A 20173-nucleotide genomic window follows, 5' to 3' on the forward strand; every position below is an offset into this window, starting at 1 on the left:
TATTTTTAATGATATTTATAGCTGCTGCATGGATTTGTCTTATCCCTGTAACTGGTAAATATATTATTGCAGGAATTGCATTACTTTTAGCTGCAAGCCCACTAGGATCTAATTTTTTAGTTTGGGCAGCATTCCTATCCTGCTTAGTAGTATTTGTATTCCCACTATTAGTATTAGGTATGGTAACACCAAACCTAATTAAGTTTGCAGTTGGTAATTTAAATGAGAATGGTAAGGTTGTAGGTACAATAGAAGCATTAAATACAATTGGTTCTATTATTGGTACATTTATGCCAACCTTCGTAACTATTCCATATATAGGTACATCCTTAACATTTATTATATTTGCAGGAGTATTATTTGCGATATGCTTGGTATATACATTCGCAGTAAGACCAAAGCTTAAAAGAGAAATATTATTTTCTATATTTTCTTTAACTATTTTTGTTTCATCTATTTTTGGTGCTAAGGCAACAGGAATAGCATTTTGGACAAATAGTACAATTTATGAGGGTGAATCTATTTATAATTATTTAAGAGTAGAAGATAAAAGCGATCGTGTAATTTTATCTACTAATGTATTATTTGATGTACAGTCTATAAAGATGAAAACCAATGAAATGACCCATATGTATTATGATTATGCCCTTGCAGCAAATTCTATGGTACAAGATGATGATGGTACTGTAGATGTATTAATTTTGGGCCTTGGTACTGGTACTTTCGCAACAGAAAGTATGAATTATTATAATAATTTAAGAATCGATGGAGTTGAAATTGATCAAAAAATTGTCGATTTAGCTTATGAATATTTTGATTTACCAAAGGAAGTAAATGCTTATACCATGGATGGTAGAAGCTATATAACTAACTGTGATAAGAAATATGATATTATCATGGTAGATGCATATCAAGATATTACGATTCCTTTTCAAATGTCTAGTTTGGAATTCTTTACTATTGTTGGGGATCATTTAAATCCTGGTGGAGTTATGGTAGTAAATATGAATATGAAAACCAACAAGGAAGGCGGAATCGTAGATTATTTATGTGGTACTATCAAAAATGTATTTAATAATGCATATACTGTAGATTGTGGAACGAATAGAGAATTATTTGCTTGTAATGGATTTGATTTAAAGGAATCCTTAAATAACAATTTAACAAAGGTTGAAAATATTGATTTAAAGAATCATTTAACATTTATTAAGGATAATTTGGTTTATGTAGAGGATAAACCATATATCTTAACTGATGATAAGGCTCCTGTTGAGCTTTTAGGTATGGATGTACTTGATGATATGATTTTTGATGAATTAGAGTATTATAGAGGAAAATTGAAAGGAAAGAGTATTTCTGAAATCATTGATATGGTAATGAATGGAGAATTATTCTAAGGTATAAGATATGAAATTAAAAATGGCAGTAGTAGGTAAGGATGTATCTAAATCCTTAAGTCCCAAGATGCATACATTTATATTAAATAAATTAAGTATTGAATGCACATATGATAAGGTATCTATTGATATAGATGAATTTGATAAGAAGTTTCCTAAGGTATTAAAGGAATATGATACATTAAATGTTACTATTCCTTATAAACTATCTTGTATTCCTTATTTAGATAATGTACTTGATGATGCCAGCACATTTGGTGCTGTAAATACAATTGATGCAAGAATTAAATCTGGCTATAACACAGATGGTATGGGATTTATGTTAATGCTTGAGAATAATAATATTCTAGTAGAAAATAAAAATATATTAGTCCTAGGTAGTGGTGGAGTTGGAAGAAGCGTTATAAAGAAGCTAATCGATGCGAATGCGAATGTATTTGCATATGATTTAAATAAAGAAGGCCTACTTAATGTATATAAAGAATTTAATGGCTTTACTCCACTAGATGAAATAGAGAATAAGCCATATGATGTTATTATTAACTGTACTGGTGTTGGTATGCATAAAACAGAGGGTAAATCTCCTGTATCTGAGGATTTAATTAAATTATGTAATGCGGCAGTAGATTTAATTTATGAGCCTAAGGTTAGTGAGTTTTTACGCTTAGCTTTAGTGAATGGAAAAACGATTTGTAATGGGGAGGCAATGCTATTTTATCAGGCATATTATGCAGATTGCTATTTCTTAGGTTTAAAAAAGAATGCGAAGCTCGCAAAGGAATTATTTGAAGAATACCAAAAATTAGCTAAATAGGATGGATTTTTATCCATCTTTTGTTTTATAATAAATATATCGATGGAGTGTGATAGTATGATTCGTGCAATTGCGACTGATTTAGATGGTACTTTATTCTATCCCAAAAGAAAGCTTCGCTTACTTAAAAGTAAGAATCGAAAGTTTTTAAAAAAGCTAGTAAATAGTGATGTTGAAATTGTATTAGTTACAGGTAGAAATAGAAGTATTGCAGAAAAAATTGAAAAAAGAATCAAATCCAAAAGAAAGCTTTCTATGGTTGGCTGTAGTGGTGCATTTATTGTTCATGATGGTGAACTTATAAGAGAAAATGCATTAGATAAAAAAGAAATTCCTGATTTATTTAAGGAATTTGATAAGGATAAAAATATAGTCTCTGTTGTATTAATGGGTAATTTTAAAGGTATGCTAATCGATTTAATCCACTTCCCATCGATTTTTACTCCATTCGCTTTATTAGGCTTAAAGATGCAAGGAGCATATTATGAGTTTTCAAGATTTGGTAGAAAAAGAATAAATAGAATGCTAGAGGATCCAAATTCTAAGGTATATAAGGTAATGCCTTTATTTGGCTTTTCTGAAAACAATAAAAAGGGTATGCAAAAGGCAAAGGAATTTGCAGAAAGAATGCGTAATATCTTAGGTGATTATTATGAATTCTTTGAATCTGGTACAGCTGTTGAAATTGTAGCTAAGGGTACCAATAAGGCAGAATCCTTAAGAGAATTATTCCAAAGATCCAATATTAGTGATGATGAGGTTATTGTTGTTGGAGATTCTGGAAATGATATTCCTATGCTAGATGCCTTTAAAAATAGCTTTGCTATGAAAAGTGCTCCAAGCTATGTAAGAGAGCATGCCTCTGGAGAAATCAATTATGTTTATGAATTAGAAGACTATCTGAAGACCACAAAATAATTGTGGTCTTTTTTCAAAAAGGAGGGCCTTATGAAAAGTGTTGCAATTATAGGTGCAGGAATTTCTGGACTAGCTAGTGGTATATATCTTTTAAAAAATGGTTTTGATGTAACTATTTATGAAAAGAATTCCTATGCTGGTGGATTTTTAACTATATGGAAAAGAAAAAATTCTATCATCGATGGCTGCATGCACTGGATGCAAGGGTCTAAGGATGGTACAAGATTAAATAAGATTTGGAAGGAATTAGGTGCAATAGATTCTAAAACAGAAATGATTCATCCAAATTCCTTTTGTACTGTTGAATACCAAGGGAATGTTTTCCATTGGTATATGGATATAGATAGCCTAGAAAAAGAATTTTATAAATATTCGAAAGATGATGATTTAGAATGCAAAATATTTATAGATGCAGTAAGACAAATGGGTATTATGGAAATACCATCGGATATTCCATATGAGCTAATAGATCCAAAAGAATTAAAAATGGATATGAATATTATGCGTAAGATGAGATATTATCTTTCCTTATCTATTGGCGAGGTTGCAGATAGATTTCATAGTGAAGTCATTAAATATGCTTTAAAGAATTGTTTAGTGAATGAGCACTTTAGTGCATTTTATTTCATTCAAACAATTTCTAATTTCACTAATGGAAATTCTTCAATCCCTAAGGGATGCAGTAAGAGGATGAGAGATGGAATATTAAATAAATATTTATCCTTAGGTGGTAAAATTTATTATAATAGTCCAGTGGATGAAATCCTAATTGAGGATACTAAAGCAATAGGAATTATGCTTGAAGATGGGAAGAAGTATTATGCAGATTATATTATTCCTGCATGTGATATTCATTATTTAGATAATCATATTTTAAAAGGTAAATATAATTTAACTCCTTTTAAGGAATATGATAATAATAAAGAGAAATATCCAACCTATAGCTATGTAATCGCATCCTATAGAACTAAGATGAATTTTAGCAATATGGATATTGCAGTAATAAAGAAAATAGAAGAATATAATTTTAAAGGTATTAAAGGAGACGCCTTGTCCATAAGACAATATGGCTATGATGAGGAATTAATTACTAATGGATATTCTACCGTCCAGGTTTATCTTACAACCTATGAGGATGATTATGAAATAATCAAAGCTATGTCTAAAGAAGAATATCAAAGCTTTAAACAAATGGTAGGAGAATTCTTTAAAAATAAGCTTATGGAATATTATCAAACAAATGATTTTGAGCTTATAGATGTATTAACTCCACTTACCTATGAAAGATATAATAATTCATATAAAGGCTCATTTATGACCTATGCTTTAACTCCTAAGGTACCCCAGGTATCAAGAAGTGCATTTATCGATGGATTAGATAATGTAATTATAGCTAATCAGTGGCTAATGCTTCCTGGTGGTACTGGAGTTGCGGCAGTATCTGGTAAGTTTTCTGCTTCCTTAATTTTATTTAAGGAAGGATTGAATTATAAGCTATGATTTTATTGCGAAATTAAGAAAAACTGATATAATAAATTTATGATGTTTTAGAAAAAGAGGTTTTATATTATGGCAACAGTTGAAATTAATATTCCTATATTTGAAAGGAATTTAAAATTATTTAATAAAAAGGGTTTAAGAAGAAGCTATGCTTCTGTATTAAACCGTTATAGTGAATATTTACAAATTCCACCTTTAGCCGCTACAACAAATTATGTTTTAGAGGTTACATTGGATAAGGATTATGTAAAAGAATTCCAAGAATTATTAACGAAAAAGGGCTTCACAATTTTGGGCTCTGAAAACACTTATCATATCGATAACTTTTTAGTTGATTATGAAAAGTATAAAGAATATTTTAAGGATACACCAGTAGACGTTGAAGCTGTTAAAAAGGAAAGAGATACCTTAAAAGAGGAAACTAAAGAATTTAAAGAAATTGAAAATGATGATGTTAAATTCTTTTTCCTACCATATAATGAAGGAGTTTCTACATTATATGAATTCATTAAAACAAACAGGGATGATATTTTAGCCTATGCTAAGGAAAAGGATATTACAATTATGATGAAGCTTGTTCCTTTCAATAAGCAGGTTGAAGGATTCTTTGGATTTAATTTCTTTGATGCAGATCAAAAGGAAGAGGTTGTTGTTGATTATGCTGCAAGAATTGTTGTAGCAGTAGACTTCAATAAGTTTATTACAGCATTCCAAGGAGCAGTACTTTTAAGTGGTATTGGTGAGACTAAGGAAGAATTAGCTGATTCTGATTTAAATGTACATTTAGTTGCTGAAAATATTAAATATAAAGAGGCATAAGAAAAAAAGAGATTTCATCGTCGAAATCTCTCTTTCTTTTTGTCTTTAAATTGCTGGAGAAGTTTTACCTGTAACATAGTAATCATCATAGCTGAAATGGATTACATAGAAGTTTAAAACCTCATTACCCTTTTCTTCAGTTAGGAATACTAATAATACATAAGCCTCTGGTGCATTTACAGTAACAGGAATTAAGCTTCCTTCTGCCTTCATTGGGAATTCTTCACCATCTTTAAATGAAACAGTAATTGTTTTTTTGGTAGTATTTTCAAATGTGCTTTCTATACTAGATTTTGTAATATAGGAATAGCTTGAAGAATAATTACAAACTCCAACCTTATCTGCAGCTACACAAATAGAAGCATAAGCTCTATATGTAGAATCAGCAGTTTTAGTAAAAGTATTATTTGAATAACGAATTGGAATTAATTCTGGTGAGTTTTCATTTTTAACAACATATAAGTCAAAGGTTGCCTTTTTGGCATCATGTGTATCAATGGATACTGCTTCAAGCTTAACATCAAATAATTGGAAATCCTTATATTCAACAAAAACAGGATCTATAATTAATTCCTGATGATCTTCATCTTGGTATGGATAAACCTTGTTCCCTGTATTTACCTTTATAAATTGTACTGTAAGAACTATAGCTCCAATAATTAGTAGTAATCCTATGATACCACCAATCATAATTAAATAGGTTCCTAAGTTTCTGCCTAAATGAAATTTATTAGGGTCTTTTGGTTCCTTTTTTTTCTTGTTATCGTTTATTCTTTTTGCTTTGTACGACATAAAATTCACCTCGTATAAAACTATTATATCAAAAAGATTATAAAATAAAATGATTAAATTAAATTTGTCCATTTACTTAAGAAAATACTTTCATATTTGTCCATATCTTCATTGACTAACGTTTTCAAAAAAAGTATAATAAGACTAGAGTTTGCGAAAACTCGAGGAATATAATAGGGAGGCCAAATAAAATGGATTGGTTACACATTTTATTGTCTGTCCTTATTGTTTTGGGGTCAGCTGCTGGAGTTTTTGTAGGATATTTCGTTCGTATAAAAAAGAATGATAAGACTATTGCTTCAGCAAAGCAAGAAGCTGAAAGAATTTTAGCTGATGCAGATGCAGAGGCTGAAAAAGCAAAGAAAGAACGTATTCTTGAAGGAAAGGCTGAGATTCAGGCATTAAAGGCTGAAGCTGAGCAGGATATTAAAGAAAGAAAATCCACTGTTGTTGAATTAGAGAATAAACTAAATCAGCGTGAGGATACTCTTGATCGTCGTGCTACAAACCTAGACCGCCGTGAAGAGATGTTAAATTCCAAAGAGAATAAGATTGATGAAAAGAAAGCAGAATTAGAACAACAAAATAATAAGGTAGAAGCAATACTAAAGGCTCAGGAACAAAAGCTTGTAGAAATTGCTGGACTTACTAGAGAAGAAGCACGTAAGGTTGTAATGGATACTGTTCGTGAATCCATGAAGGTTGAAGTTGCAACATATATCAAAGAGGAAGAAGAGCGTGCTAGACTTGAAGTAAAGTCAAAGTCTAAGAATATCTTAGCACTTGCAATTCAAAAGTATGCTGGAGAGACTGCTGGAGAGGCTACAGTAACTACTGTTTCACTTCCTTCTGAGGAACTAAAGGGTAGAATTATTGGTCGTGAAGGTAGAAATATCCGTGCAATTGAGTCTCTAACTGGTGTTGATTTAATTATTGATGATACACCTGAAGCCGTAGTACTGTCTGGATTTGACCCTGTCCGCCGTGAAATCGCAAAGCGATCCTTAGAAATTTTAGTATCTGATGGTAGAATCCATCCAGCAAGAATTGAAGAGGTCGTAGATAGATGCCGCGGTGAAGTTGAAATGGTTATCAGAGAAATGGGTGAGGATGCCGTATTTAAAACAGGTATCGGTAAGATTCATCCAGATTTGGTAAGATTGATTGGTCGTTTGAACTTCCGTACAAGTTATGGCCAAAACGTCCTAAAGCATTCTATTGAAACAGCAATGCTAGCAGGAAAGCTTGCATCGGAAATTGGAGAAAATGAAATATTGGCAAGACGTGCAGGATTATTACACGATATTGGTAAGGCTGTCGATCATGAGATTGAAGGAAGCCATGTTGAAATCGGTGTAGAGCTTGCTACAAAGTATCATGAGCCTAAAGAGGTTATTGATGCAATCGCATCCCATCATGAGGATGTTGCTCCAAAATCTATTATTGCAGTTTTGGTTGCTGCTGCAGATGCATTATCTTCAGCTAGACCAGGTGCTCGTAGTGATTCTTTAGAAAATTACACAAAGAGACTTGAGAATCTTGAAGCTATTTCAAATAGTATTAAGGGTGTTAAAACATCCTTTGCTATTCAGGCAGGTAGAGAGGTTAGAGTTATCGTTAACCCTGAAGAGGTTGATGATTTATCTACAATTACTATTGCCCGTCAAATCAAGGAGGAAATTGAGAATAAATTATCCTACCCTGGTACGATTAAGGTAACAGTAATCCGTGAAATCCGTTCAGTGGATGTTGCTAAGTAAGAAAAAAGGGTGAGTAATGTCACCCTTTTTTTGAAAATTTAAGGAGGTAATTATGAGAATATTATATTTAGGAGATATTGTTGGTGAAAGAACAATTGATGTCTTAAAGAATAATTTAGAAGCATTAAAGCAGGAATATAAAATTAATTTAGTTTTAGTGAATGCAGAAAATGTAAGTGGTGGAAAGGGTATGACAGAAAAGCATTACAAGCAATTAAAGGCTTTGGGTATTGCTGGTATGTCTATGGGAAACCATACGTTTTCTAAATCTGAAATTAAAAATTATATCGATGATGCAACTATTGTACGCCCTGCAAACTTAAATACCTCTTATGGTAAAGATATATTATATATTAAATATAATGATAAGATTATCGCAATCATAAATTTATTAGGAAGAGTATATACATATACACCACTAGATGATCCATTTAAAACAATGGATAATCTATTAGAAAAAATAGAAGCGGATTATATTATTGTTGATTTCCATGGGGATGCAACAAGTGAAAAGAAAGCCTTCTTTTATGATTTTTCAGGCAAGGTAGATGCTATTTTAGGTTCTCATACCCATACCCAAACTGCAGATGAGCAGGTATATAATAATACATGCTTCATTACAGATATGGGAATGTGTGGTGCCTATGAATCTATTTTAGGTGATGATAAGGATATGGTTATTCAAAGATTTAGAACAGGAATGTTTGAGCCATTAAAATGTGCACCTGGTAATGAATTTATGTTAAATGGTGTAATCTTAGATTTTGGTATTAAGAATACCATTACTAGAATTAATAAAAAATATACACTTTAATAATGGAAGAGGAATTTTATCTTGAAATTCCTTTTCTTTTTATTGTATAATCGACTAGCGTGGTGATAATAATGAAAAATGTAAAGGCAATGCCATCTTTAAAAGAGGCAAAACTTAGACGTAACTTGGATATAGAAACTATCCATTACAAAATGAATAATAAATATCAGAATTTAGGAAAAGGTAAATTATACTATATCTACACCTATGGCTGTCAGGGAAATGAGGCAGATAGTGAGGTTATGGCAGGTATATTAGAAGAAATTGGCTATAAGCTTGCAGATAATCCACTAGATGCAGATTTAGTATTATTAAATACATGTGCCATAAGAGAAAATGCAGAACAAAGAATCTGGGGTGTTTTAGGCCAGCTTAAGGGGAGAAAAAGAGATAATCCAGATCTACTTGTAGGTATTTGTGGCTGTATGCCACAGGAAGAATCTGCAACAGAGAAGATTATTAATTCTTATGATGTAGATATTATCTTTGGTACACATAATAGAGACCATTTACCAGATTTAATCTATGAAGCATATATGACAAAAGCCAAGGTAGTAGAGGTGTTATCCAACGAGGGTAATATTTTAGAGGATGCTCCAAAGCATAGAGCATCTACACATAAGGCTTGGGTAAATATTATGTATGGCTGTGATGAGTTCTGTACTTATTGTATTGTTCCATATACTAGAGGTAGAGAAAGAAGCCGTAGTAAGGATGCTATTATTGAAGAGGTTAAGGATTTAGTAGCTCATGGCTATAAGGAAGTTACTCTACTAGGCCAAAATGTTAATGCCTATGGTAAGGATTTAGGTCTTGATTACACATTTGGTGATCTATTATATGATTTAGATAAGACTGGAATTGAAAGAATTCGTTATACTACCAGCCACCCAAGAGACTTAGATTTAAAAACTATGGAGGCTATGAGAGATTGTAAGAGTGTAATGCCACACTTGCATCTTCCTGTACAAAGTGGAGATAATGATATCTTAAAAATCATGAATAGAAAATATACTCATGAAGTATATATGGAAAAGATTAATAAGCTAAGAGAGCTTGTTCCTGATATTTCTATTACTACAGATATTATTGTTGGCTTCCCTAATGAAACAGAAGAACAATTCTTACACACATTAGATTTATGCCATGAGGCAGGCTTTGAGGGAGCATTTACTTTTATTTATTCTAAAAGAGAAGGTACTCCTGCAGCTCGTATGATAGATAATACCCCTGAAGAAGAAAAGAAGGAAAGATTAAACCGTCTTATTGAGGTAACAAATGAAGGCTACCTAAAGGGTCATGAAAGATTTTTAGGTAGAGTTGTTAAGGTATTAGTCGATGGCGAATCTAAAAATGGTGAAGGCATGATGTGTGGATATTCTGAACACAACAAGCTTACTCATTTTAAGAGTACAGATACATCTTTAGTTGGTAAGATTGTTAATGTAAAAGTAACTGAGGCTAAAACTTGGTTCATGATTGGTGAGCTTTGTGAGTAATATTTCTCCTTTAAAGGAATACTTTTCAAACCTCCCTGAGGTTAAAAGAATAAAAGAATTAGAAAAATATATTGATACGAATGAAGAAATAAAAAAATCCTTTAATGAGATTAAAAGGATTCAAAAGAATTTAGTTTCATCTAAAGAATTTCATCAGGATAATCAGTATCAAATGTATTTAGAAGAATATAAGAATGCTAAGATGCATCTACTTGATCTTCCATTTGTAGAAGAATACCTAGAATTAATTGAAATTGTAGGTACAAAGCTTAAGGATGCATCAAGCTGAATTGAAGAAGAACTTCAAAAAACAATTAATGGATGAGCAACTCATCCATTTTTTTAAAATTATAGAAAACATTTATAAAAATTTCTATTTTTAATCGTTTATATAGTGTAAGGAGAGTAAATGATTATGAGAAAACTAGTTAAATTTATGTTGCCTATTGCAACAAGTATTTTATCTTTGTCATTAGGGGCTTGTGCAAAGCAGGATTTATCACAAATTAATGAGGAACCTAATAACATAATCGCTGAAGCTATTAATGTAGAAGGATTTACTAAGCTTGAATCAATTCAAAAGGATGATTTTTTAAATGGTACTACATTTAAAAAGGAAGAGGATATAAAAAAGGAATACAAATCCTTAACCACAACCACAAACTATTCATATCATGGAGCTAATCATCTAAATGAGGATTGTGTAAAGATATATAAGAAAGTAACTATTGATTTTAGCACATTTAATCTATCCTATTTTGAAAGCATGTGGATTGAAGGAGAGGAAAGAGGAGTAATCTCTATGGAAACAGCTAAGGTGGATAATAGTTATACTGTTCTATATTCCATTAGCTATAATAGCTTTCCTATGGATAGCTTGGATTATCAACGTTATGGTGTAAAATCTAGAGCATTCTACCATTACGATTATTATCCAAAGAAGCAGGTAAGTGGAAAAACAAAGGGATATTTTTTATTGTCCTCTAATGAAGAATATATGAATACCCTACTTAGTGAAAGTATAGGAAATTGTATTTATGAGGAAAACTATTTTAATCTTTGTTATACTACTGGATATAAGAAGGATGATACCTATATTGTTCTTGCAATGAATAATCAAATAGGCTTAGAGTTTAATAATGGTATAGTTACTAAAAAGATGGATTATGATAGAACAAGGCAAACATCCTTTGGATATTATGAGGCATATGTATTAAATGGTTCTAATCAATTAGATAGAGCCTTAGAAATGAGTGATGAATATAAGAAAATAGAAGGAATCAATCTAAATGATGAATATTTACCTTTAGCAAGGCCTGATTTTTCATTGCTTTATTACATTTCAAATAGCTTAAATAATGAGAATTACTATCCAAAAGAAGTATTAAATGATTTAACAATTGTAGATTGTGAGGAATAAATTCATAAATCCTGGTTTTCCAGGATTTTTTGCGTAAAAAAAGAGGTGAAAATCCACCTCAAAATTATTTAGTTTCAGCCTCATTTATAATTATGGATTTCGCTAAGGCTTTATAGCTTACTCCAAAGAATAATCCAAAGATAGATATAACCATGATTATAAAGGGAATAATAGAGAATAGAATAGTTTCATTATAGCTTCTTATTCCTATAATTAACAATATAATAAATGCTATTAAGGATAATCCAATAAGAATAGAAGAAGATAAAAGAAGAATAAGTGCTTTTTTATGAAGCTTATTCTTTAATTCTTTAGCTTCCTTTTGGCTTTCTGGATTATCTAAATCAAAGTTTAGCTGTGTGATAATCTCTTCATAGTCCATTATCTTTTTCTACCTAGACCAACCTTGTTGTAAACCTTAGAAAGCTTTCTTTGAGCTAAATACTTAGCATAATCTCTACCACTATCTAATACACTATCAAGCATAGGAGAATCAATGATTTCATAATAACGCTTTTGAATTGGTTCAAGTTCAGCAACTACTGCGTTTGCAACATCCTCTTTGAATGTGGCATAATTAGAATCCTTATATTTCTCTACTAATTCTTCAATAGGTGTATTTGTACAACAGGATAGAATAGTTAATAAATTCGAAATACCAGGCTTATTATCTGGGTCAAATTTAATAACTCCATCAGAATCTGTAACTGCAGATTTAATCTTTTTCTTAATTACAGGAATCTCATCTAATAAAGAAATGAATGCCTTTGGATTAGGATCAGACTTACTCATTTTCTTTTCTGGTTCTGTTAAAGACATAATCTTTGCGCCGGTTTGGGGAAAGAATGGCTCTGGAACGACAAATGTTTCTCCATATTTATTATTAAATCTTTCAGCTAGTGTTCTAGTTAATTCTAGGTGTTGCTTTTGGTCTTTTCCAACTGGAACGACATCAGCATCATATAGTAGGATATCTGCTGCCATTAAAGAAGGATAAGTAAGTAATCCTGCAGAAACACCTTGAACCTGCTTTTCCTTTTTATCCTTAAATTGTGTCATACGCTCTAGCTCACCAATGTAGCTATTGCATTCTAATACCCATGCAAGTTCAGCGTGCTCAGCCACTTCAGACTGAATAAAGATATGTACCTTCTCTGGGTTTAGTCCACAAGCTAAATAAATAGCTGCTAAAGAACGAATACTCTTTCTTAATGTTTGTTTTTCCTGTGGGACAGTAATTGCATGCATATCAGCAATAAAAACGATAAAATCGGTAAAATCCGGATGATCTTGTAATTTTACAAATTGTTTTACTGCACCAATGTAGTTTCCAAGTGTTATATTGCCACTTGGCTGAATTCCTGATAAAAATCTCATAAATAATAACCTCCTAATAAAACAAAAAAAAGCGTCTTAAGAAAATTCTTAAGGACGCTTGTAAGCGCGGTGCCACCTTAATTCCGAATAAATCGGCTCTTTTTATTAAAACTAAAATCCAATTCTTCTAGTGAATACTCTAGCCTTTCACCAACGCTAGTCGCTAAATAGTTGATTCAAAAAGAATACTAATATAATTATATAGGAAAGAAGAAGAAAAATCAATGAAATTAAGCAATATATTTTGTTGGACAAAAACAATATTTTTGTTTATTGAGCGATATACAAAGCATATATTTTTGTCTATTTATAAAATTATTTTCGGCAAAGCATAAAAAAAAGATTTCTCAACAAAATAAAATTTTAATAAACTGCAATTTTGCCGAATAAAATTGAAAAAACATCAAAATGTGGGATTTTTACTGTAAAAAAATGAGAAAATTAAAAAAATATTATTGCATTACATAAAAAAAAAGAATATAATAACAATAAATTTCAAACACTTCTAGCAAATTATTACTACAAGTTTTGGGAGAATAATATCAAAAAAGGAGATTTAATTTATGAAATTAAAAAAATTAACTTTTGCTGCTTTAGCAACAGTAACTACTGTAGTTGCATTAGCTTCTTGTGGTCAAAATAGTGCTTCATATGGTTCAATGGAAAAGCACTATAGTGGTTCCTTAAAGGCTGGTTACACTTCTTTAGCTAACACTAATGAAAATGGCAAATTAGATGCTGCTAATAGCACATACACTGTAGCTGGAAAGACAATTAAGACTTCTCCAGTATTAAAGACTGTTTATCAGACAGAAACTTCAAATGATCAGTTCAATTATTTAACAAATCAGTGGCAACAGAACTCTGACCAGTATTGTAATATGGTTGATGGTTTAGTAGCTAATGATAAGTATGCAAACGTAGTTGGCGCTTTAGCATTAGGTTACAAGACTGAAATTGCTGGTTCTAAGCAGGTTTGGACTTTCCAGTTAAAGGAAGGCGTTAAGTGGGTTGATAACAAGACTGGCGAAGAAAAGGGCGAAGTAAAGGCTGATGACTTCGTTGCTGCAATTGAGTATGTTTTAAATCCAATCAACAACTCTAAGACAGTTGGTATCGTATCAGGCGTAATTGATGGCGCTGAAGATTACATTAAGTCTTTAACTAATGAAGATAAGACTGATGATAAGTCATTTGATACAGTTGGTGTTAAGGCAATTGATGATTATACAATTCAGTATACATTATTTGAACCAACACCTTATTTCTTAACATGTTTAACATATTCTCCATTCTTACCAGTTTCAAGAGCATATCTTGAATCTCAGGGTACTGAATTTGGTAAGTCTGAGAATGATATCCTTGTAAATGGTGCATTTAGAATGACTAAGCATACTAAGGAGTCTGAAATTGTTTTAACAAAGAATGATATGTATTGGGATGCTGAGCATGTATATGTTGGTCAGGTTATTCAAAAGTTCGTGCCTTCAACTGCAACATCTGCTGATATTCGTAAGTGGTTCGAGTCTGGCGATATTGATTCATTCTCTCCAAATGCTAAGGATGAGCAGGGTTACAAGAAGTATGTATTAGGTGAAGATGGTAAGGGTTCTGTTAAGGCTCCAGCATCTGATGATTGTTGTGCAGTTCAGTCTGTTGCAGATAGAACATTCAACGGTTTCTTCAACTTTAACCGTCAAGCTTATGAGTACAAGGATAGCTCTAAGGCTAAGACTGATGCACAGAAGAATGCAACAAAGATTGCATTACAGAACGTTAACTTCCGTAAGGGTTTCTTATATGGATTAAATGTTCTTGAATACTTAAAGATTTATAATCCAAAGGCTCCAATCGAGTTCTTAGGACGTAGCTTTACTATTAGAGATTTATGTACAGCTGATGGTAAGGACTATGTAGATTACTTAAATGATGTATATAACAGAGAACAAGGAACTACTGGTGTTGATTTAACAGGTATCAACAATGGTTCTGACCCTATCTTTGATAAGGCTAAGGCTGCAGCGTTCTTCCAGGCTGCTAAAGAGGAATTAATTTCTTCTGGAAAATTAACTGCAAGTGATTTTCCAATTAAGGTTGATGTTGTTAGAACAGAAACAGTTGAAGATCAGCCATATGAAGATGCAACATATGCTCCATTAAAGGAAGCTGCTGCTGGTGTTATGGATTTAGTCCTTCAGATTGCTGGTGATGACACAACATATGATGAGTGGGTTACTGAAGATGCAAACTATGACTTCAATATGTTAACTGGTTGGGGTCCTGACTATGCTGACCCTAAGACATTCTTACATTGCTATGTTGAGGATGGCGATAGCGTTATGTATTTAGGTTTTGGTGATACATCTGATCCTGAAGTTGCTGCATTACAGACATCTATCTTAGGTGCTTATACTGAAAAGTTCAATGAGGGTGCTGCAATTACTGATGCAACTAAGCTTGCTGAACGTTATCAGAAGTTTGCTGAAGCTGAATATAAGTTAATTTATGAAGATGCAATTATCATTCCATGGTTAACAAATACTGGTTGGAGAGCTAGCGTAACTAAGATTTTACCTTACCATGCTAAGAGAGCAAGCTATGGTTTATCTTCAACAAAGTTCAGTGATTGCATCGTATCTACTGAAGTTGTTACTAAGGAATTAAGAGAAGCTATTAAGGCTGATTATGATTCTAAGAAGTAATTAGAGTAGACTGTGTAGTAAAGAAGTAGTTAAAAATTAAAATTTAATTATTGATTATAAACAAATAGGAGAAGCATGTTTTATGCTTCTCCTAATTTTGTCGTTTAAATAACATTTAGTATAAAGTAGAGAAAGGGGCATAGTTATGGGAATGACTGCTCAAAGCGAAAAGAAAGAATCAAAATTTCTTGTTTTCCTTCGCGAAAAAATTATTGAGAATATGACTCTAAGATATGTGCTTAAAAGAATCGGTGCATCACTAATTACTTTGATTTTATTAGTTGCAATCGTTACAGCACTTATTCGAGCAATACCTGATACCAAACTATATAGTATGCAGGTTTATAACAAGATTAAAGGCTCTTTAGGAGCTACAATTGCTGATAATTATATAAAAAAGGAATTATATAAGTATGGTAGATACACTATTGATGGTAGACCTGTATCAGTAATTGAAAATATTTTTACTTATATTTATTATATTTTACCAATTTATAAGGAAGTGCCTTATGCTTTTGATTTAAATTATGAAAAGGCAATTAAGTCATGGAAAGGATTTATTTATTTAGGCCGTTCAATTTCTACAAATGAATTTGTTGCTGAAGACTTAATTCAATCTATGCCTATTTCCTTATATATTTCTTTAGTTTCAGTATTCTTTACATATTTATTTGCTTTCCCACTTGGCGTTTCAATGGCTAAAAAACCTGGTGGTATAGTTGATAAGATTGGTACTGTATTTATTGTATTAAACTATGCAATTCCTGCTTTAGTATTCTATTTGTTATTATGGAGTTTTGCTGGTGATAAAAATGGTCCTCTTGGATTCTTTAATTTTGGATATAGATTTGATGAGAATAATTTCTTCGGCTCATTGTTTATTCCAATTTTTGCTATTGTATTCTTAAGTATCCCTGGTGTTATTGTTTGGGTAAGAAGATTCATGGTTGATGAATTAAATTCTGATTATGTAAAGTTCGCAAGATCTAAGGGTTTATCTGAAAATTCAATCATGTATACTCATGTATTAAGAAATGCATCTGTGCCACTAGTAAGAAATATTCCTGCAACATTACTTTCAGCAATGATTGGATCATACTTCGTTGAGAAGATTTGGAGTATTCCTGGTACAGGTAAAATGCTTATTAATGCATTATATAGTACAGATGTTTCTGCAATTCAAGGTTTAACTTTCCTTTATAGTGCAATTTCAATGCTTGCATTCTTATTAGGAGACTTAGTTACAGTTGCATTTGACCCAAGAATTAAATTACAAGGATAAGAGGTGAAAGTATGTCAGAAATTGCATTAAACAATGAATATGAATTAGATCATTCATTAGATGATTTATTTGTGCCTGTCAAGATTGATGAAGAAGAATCAGAGCATTTATCTGCTGAACCTTATTCTTATTGGAAATCTGTATTCCGTGTATTTATTCATAAGCCAGCGGCTATTATTTCAATCATTACATTTATTATTTTAATTATTGGTATAGTAGTAATTCCTCAATTCGCAAGCGCAACTGATTTCGAGGGTGGAGTTGCTTTTGTAAATGCAGCACCTTCTGCAAATCATATTTGGGGTTGTGATTCAAAAGGTAGAGATTTATTCTTTATTACCTGGTCTGGAGCAGGAAGCTCACTAGGACTTGCGTTAATTTCGTCTGCTATTGTAACTGTATTAGGTGTTATTTTTGGTTTGACATGGGGCTATTTGAAGAAAATCGATTGGTTCTTTGTTGAATTATATAACTTAGTAGTAAATATTCCATCACTATTAGTATATATGTTATTATCTACAATATTCTCTCATTCCCTTCCATGGATTTCTCCTGAAGGAAGATTGATTTTCTCGTTATGTATTACAGGTTGGTTAGGCCTTGCATATATGATTAGAAACCAGGTATTAATTATTGATAATAGAGAATACAATGTAGCATCTAAGACACTTGCGACACCTGCAAGTAGAATTATGTTTAAAAACTATTTGCCATTCATTTTAGGTATCATTATTACAGATTTCTCTTTAATCGTACCAGGAATGATTTCAAGCGAAGTTTCTATGAGTTACTTTGGAGTTGGTCTTCCAAAGGATAGAATTGCAATCGGTGCTATTCTTGAACTTGGTACTAAGGAATTCCAGCAAAGACCATGGCAGGTTCTTGCACCAGGTTTATTAATGGCAATTATTATCTTTATTTTCTTCTTATTTGGTATGGCATTATCTGATGCACTTGATCCAAAGAAGCATCGTTAGGAGACAATTATGAAAGAAAAAATTGAAGTAAATTTAAATCCTATTGACAATGTAAAGCAAGGAGAAACAATTCTTTCCGTTAAGGATTTAGTGGTAAGATTCTCTGTAAGAAATAAAATTCTTACTGCCATTCGTAAAGTATCCTTAGATATTTATAAAGGTGAGATTATTGCCATTGTTGGTGAATCCGGTTCTGGTAAATCTGTATTTACAAAGTGCTTCACTGGTATGCTAGAAGAAAATGGTAGCATAGATTCAGAATCTCAAATTATGTATGCAGGTGTGGATATATCTAAGTTCACAACAAATGAAGAATGGTTAAACATTCGTGGAAAAAGAATTTCAACTATTTTCCAGGACCCTATGACTTCTTTAAACCCATTAAGAAGAATTGGTTCTCAGATAGCAGAAGTAATTAGACTTCATAGAGGCTATTCTAAGGAAGAAGCAAAAGCAGAAGCTATTAAGCTTTTAAAACGTGTTGGTATTAAGGATGCTGAACAAAGATATGATGATTATCCTTTTCAGTATTCTGGTGGTATGAGACAAAGAGTAGTTATTGCAATTGCTCTTGCATGTAATCCTGATATCTTAATTTGTGATGAGCCAACTACAGCACTTGACGTTACAATTCAAGCACAAATTTTAAATCTAATTAAAGAATTAAAAGAAGAGTATGGCTTTACAATTATATTTATCACTCATGACTTAGGTGTCGTTGCTGAAATTGCAGATAGAGTTGCCGTTATGTATGGTGGACAAATCATTGAATATGGTACAGCAAAGGAAATCTTCTATGACCCACAACATCCATATACATGGGCATTACTATCTTCATTACCACAGCTTGGTGAAAAGGGAGAAAAATTGTATTCTATTACAGGTACTCCACCAAGCTTGTTTAACGAGATAAAGGGTGATGCTTTTGCACCAAGAAATCCATATGCTTTAGCAGTTGATTTTGTAAAAGAACCACCTTTATTTAAGGTAACAGATACGCATTATGCAAAAACTTGGTTATTAGATCCAAGAGCACCAAAAGTAGAGCGTCCACAGATTATTGCTGAAATTAGTGAACGTGTGGCAAAAATCTATTCAGGAGGTGATCATAATGAATAATACCACTTCTGAAAGAAGAGTATTAAATGATGAAGTTTTAAAACAATTTACAACCGAGGATATTGCAAAAATTCAGGCTGAATATGATGTAAATAAAGATGGCTTTCCTGCAATTATACCTCAAAAAAATAGATTAGGAAAAAATGTCGTATTAAGCTTTTATAAGGCTCAAATTAAAAGCTTAGATGGAAAGTTATTAGATGAAGAAGAAGCAACATTTGATATTTTAGACAACGAAGAGTTCAATGCAAATGATCCGTTAGCAAGAACAAAAGTAAAATATTTGAGTGCTTTATTCTCTGTTAATCGTTTTGTAGATGGTGGTGTATATTTCTATGGAAATTATTACACTAGAAAGATGACTCCAAAGTTTGCAAAAGTATTAACAAAAAGATTCATGGATAACTATTTCCATATTGAAGATGGAGATCTTATCTATGAATTTTTCGACAAGATGGATGGTGGTTACCTTCCATATTGGCCACAAAAGAGTTATGAAGAAGGAAAAGAAGCAATCTTTTCTGCAGTAAATGCAACCGTTGTAAAGCTTGGAAATGAGACAAAATCTCCTTTAACCTTCAACTTTAATATTTTCGGAAACGAAACCTTTGATTTAACAAAGGATGGAAAGAGAATTGAAGTAATTAAATCTTTACTTGATTCAAATATGTTAGTTAGTGGCTTCTATTATAAAGGCCGTTTATTGCCTAATAAGTTAGATGATAAATTCAAATTATATATCGAAAAGACTTTTATTAGAAGAAACTTTACGGTTAATCAAAAGGAATTCTTATTATTGAATTTCTCTAAAGATAAGAAGACAAACTATCCATTGTTCTGGCCTAGAAAGGATAAGGATGGTCGTGCTATTAAAATTTCTGTATTAGATGCAGATGTATCTCTTATAGATGTAGATTCAAAATATGCAAGTTTTGATTTATACTGTGATGAACCTTTTGATTTAAATAACGAAGAAAATAGAA

General features: G+C 31.8%; 17 protein-coding genes. 14 read left to right on the forward strand and 3 right to left on the reverse strand.

Annotated features, from left to right (window positions below; translation table 11 throughout):
* Positions 1–8: 8 nt before the first annotated feature.
* From EI71_RS05735 to EI71_RS05755, 5 genes are all read left to right on the forward strand, one after another.
* The gene (locus EI71_RS05735; protein WP_211321054.1) at positions 9–1397 is read left to right on the forward strand and encodes a spermidine synthase; all 1389 of its coding nucleotides are present in this window, start codon (positions 9–11) and stop codon (positions 1395–1397) included.
* Between the two features lie 10 nt (positions 1398–1407).
* Positions 1408–2211, forward strand: a complete 804-nt coding sequence (locus EI71_RS05740) for a shikimate dehydrogenase family protein (protein ID WP_119016301.1) — start codon at positions 1408–1410, stop codon at positions 2209–2211.
* Positions 2212–2268: 57 nt separating this feature from the next.
* On the forward strand, positions 2269–3129 hold the full coding sequence (locus tag EI71_RS05745) for an HAD-IIB family hydrolase (protein WP_162849806.1): 861 nt from the start codon (positions 2269–2271) through the stop codon (positions 3127–3129).
* Between the two features lie 30 nt (positions 3130–3159).
* Complete coding sequence (locus EI71_RS05750; RefSeq protein WP_162849807.1) at positions 3160–4629, forward strand: phytoene desaturase family protein; 1470 nt, start codon at positions 3160–3162, stop codon at positions 4627–4629.
* A 69-nt stretch (positions 4630–4698) separates the two neighbouring features.
* Complete coding sequence (locus EI71_RS05755) at positions 4699–5448, forward strand: hypothetical protein (RefSeq protein WP_119016304.1); 750 nt, start codon at positions 4699–4701, stop codon at positions 5446–5448.
* Positions 5449–5493: 45 nt separating this feature from the next.
* Here EI71_RS05755 and EI71_RS05760 read toward each other — a convergent pair whose 3' ends face one another.
* Positions 5494–6240 carry a hypothetical protein gene (locus EI71_RS05760; protein WP_119016305.1) on the reverse strand — a complete coding sequence of 249 codons (747 nt, stop codon included), beginning with the start codon at positions 6238–6240 and terminating at the stop codon, positions 5494–5496.
* 191 nt (positions 6241–6431) lie between these two features.
* Between EI71_RS05760 and rny the strand changes: the two genes are divergently transcribed.
* The 5 genes from rny to EI71_RS05785 all read left to right on the forward strand — a co-directional run bounded on the left by rny (position 6432) and on the right by EI71_RS05785 (position 11733).
* Positions 6432–8000: a ribonuclease Y gene (gene rny / locus EI71_RS05765; protein ID WP_119016306.1), complete on the forward strand. Its 1569-nt coding sequence runs from the start codon at positions 6432–6434 to the stop codon at positions 7998–8000.
* Positions 8001–8052: 52 nt separating this feature from the next.
* Positions 8053–8814: a TIGR00282 family metallophosphoesterase gene (locus EI71_RS05770; RefSeq protein WP_162849808.1), complete on the forward strand. Its 762-nt coding sequence runs from the start codon at positions 8053–8055 to the stop codon at positions 8812–8814.
* A 71-nt stretch (positions 8815–8885) separates the two neighbouring features.
* Positions 8886–10313, forward strand: a complete 1428-nt coding sequence (gene miaB / locus EI71_RS05775) for a tRNA (N6-isopentenyl adenosine(37)-C2)-methylthiotransferase MiaB (RefSeq protein ID WP_119016308.1) — start codon at positions 8886–8888, stop codon at positions 10311–10313.
* A complete protein-coding gene (locus EI71_RS05780) occupies positions 10306–10602 on the forward strand; it encodes a YlbF family regulator (RefSeq protein WP_162849809.1) in 297 nt (98 codons plus the stop codon). The genes miaB and EI71_RS05780 overlap by 8 nt, the downstream gene beginning before the upstream one ends.
* A gap of 126 nt (positions 10603–10728) precedes the next feature.
* The gene (locus EI71_RS05785; protein ID WP_147387568.1) at positions 10729–11733 is read left to right on the forward strand and encodes a hypothetical protein; all 1005 of its coding nucleotides are present in this window, start codon (positions 10729–10731) and stop codon (positions 11731–11733) included.
* Between the two features lie 64 nt (positions 11734–11797).
* On the opposite strand, the gene EI71_RS05790 is transcribed toward EI71_RS05785, so the two are convergent.
* Positions 11798–12115 carry a hypothetical protein gene (locus EI71_RS05790; RefSeq protein WP_119016311.1) on the reverse strand — a complete coding sequence of 106 codons (318 nt, stop codon included), beginning with the start codon at positions 12113–12115 and terminating at the stop codon, positions 11798–11800.
* Complete coding sequence (gene trpS, locus EI71_RS05795; RefSeq protein WP_119016312.1) at positions 12115–13110, reverse strand: tryptophan--tRNA ligase; 996 nt, start codon at positions 13108–13110, stop codon at positions 12115–12117. Before trpS ends, EI71_RS05790 begins: the two co-directional genes overlap by 1 nt.
* 563 nt (positions 13111–13673) lie before the next feature.
* On the opposite strand from trpS, the gene EI71_RS05800 reads away from it, so the two are divergent.
* The 4 genes from EI71_RS05800 to EI71_RS05815 all read left to right on the forward strand — a co-directional run bounded on the left by EI71_RS05800 (position 13674) and on the right by EI71_RS05815 (position 19190).
* On the forward strand, positions 13674–15812 hold the full coding sequence (locus EI71_RS05800) for an ABC transporter substrate-binding protein (RefSeq protein ID WP_119016313.1): 2139 nt from the start codon (positions 13674–13676) through the stop codon (positions 15810–15812).
* A gap of 151 nt (positions 15813–15963) precedes the next feature.
* Positions 15964–17094, forward strand: coding sequence for an oligopeptide ABC transporter permease OppB (gene oppB / locus EI71_RS05805; protein WP_342769490.1), 1131 nt, complete (start codon positions 15964–15966; stop codon positions 17092–17094).
* An 11-nt stretch (positions 17095–17105) separates the two neighbouring features.
* Complete coding sequence (locus tag EI71_RS05810) at positions 17106–18071, forward strand: ABC transporter permease (protein WP_119016315.1); 966 nt, start codon at positions 17106–17108, stop codon at positions 18069–18071.
* A gap of 9 nt (positions 18072–18080) precedes the next feature.
* The gene (locus tag EI71_RS05815) at positions 18081–19190 is read left to right on the forward strand and encodes an ABC transporter ATP-binding protein (protein WP_119016316.1); all 1110 of its coding nucleotides are present in this window, start codon (positions 18081–18083) and stop codon (positions 19188–19190) included.
* The last annotated feature ends 983 nt before the right edge of the window (positions 19191–20173 follow it).

Source organism: Anaeroplasma bactoclasticum, assembly GCF_003550015.1.
In the GTDB taxonomy this organism is placed as follows: Bacteria; Bacillota_I; Bacilli_A; order Acholeplasmatales; family Anaeroplasmataceae; genus Anaeroplasma; species Anaeroplasma bactoclasticum.

Coding starts and splice junctions, on each gene's coding strand:
- EI71_RS05750 (WP_162849807.1), top strand. CDS start 3,160: ATGAAAAGTGTTGCAATTATAGGTGCAGGAATTTCTGGACTAGCTAGT.
- trpS (WP_119016312.1), bottom strand. CDS start 13,110: ATGAGATTTTTATCAGGAATTCAGCCAAGTGGCAATATAACACTTGGA.
- rny (WP_119016306.1), top strand. CDS start 6,432: ATGGATTGGTTACACATTTTATTGTCTGTCCTTATTGTTTTGGGGTCA.
- EI71_RS05745 (WP_162849806.1), top strand. CDS start 2,269: ATGATTCGTGCAATTGCGACTGATTTAGATGGTACTTTATTCTATCCC.
- EI71_RS05815 (WP_119016316.1), top strand. CDS start 18,081: ATGAAAGAAAAAATTGAAGTAAATTTAAATCCTATTGACAATGTAAAG.
- EI71_RS05760 (WP_119016305.1), bottom strand. CDS start 6,240: ATGTCGTACAAAGCAAAAAGAATAAACGATAACAAGAAAAAAAAGGAA.
- EI71_RS05755 (WP_119016304.1), top strand. CDS start 4,699: ATGGCAACAGTTGAAATTAATATTCCTATATTTGAAAGGAATTTAAAA.
- EI71_RS05810 (WP_119016315.1), top strand. CDS start 17,106: ATGTCAGAAATTGCATTAAACAATGAATATGAATTAGATCATTCATTA.
- EI71_RS05800 (WP_119016313.1), top strand. CDS start 13,674: ATGAAATTAAAAAAATTAACTTTTGCTGCTTTAGCAACAGTAACTACT.
- EI71_RS05740 (WP_119016301.1), top strand. CDS start 1,408: ATGAAATTAAAAATGGCAGTAGTAGGTAAGGATGTATCTAAATCCTTA.
- EI71_RS05785 (WP_147387568.1), top strand. CDS start 10,729: ATGAGAAAACTAGTTAAATTTATGTTGCCTATTGCAACAAGTATTTTA.
- miaB (WP_119016308.1), top strand. CDS start 8,886: ATGAAAAATGTAAAGGCAATGCCATCTTTAAAAGAGGCAAAACTTAGA.
- EI71_RS05770 (WP_162849808.1), top strand. CDS start 8,053: ATGAGAATATTATATTTAGGAGATATTGTTGGTGAAAGAACAATTGAT.
- EI71_RS05735 (WP_211321054.1), top strand. CDS start 9: ATGATATTTATAGCTGCTGCATGGATTTGTCTTATCCCTGTAACTGGT.
- EI71_RS05790 (WP_119016311.1), bottom strand. CDS start 12,115: ATGGACTATGAAGAGATTATCACACAGCTAAACTTTGATTTAGATAAT.
- oppB (WP_342769490.1), top strand. CDS start 15,964: ATGACTGCTCAAAGCGAAAAGAAAGAATCAAAATTTCTTGTTTTCCTT.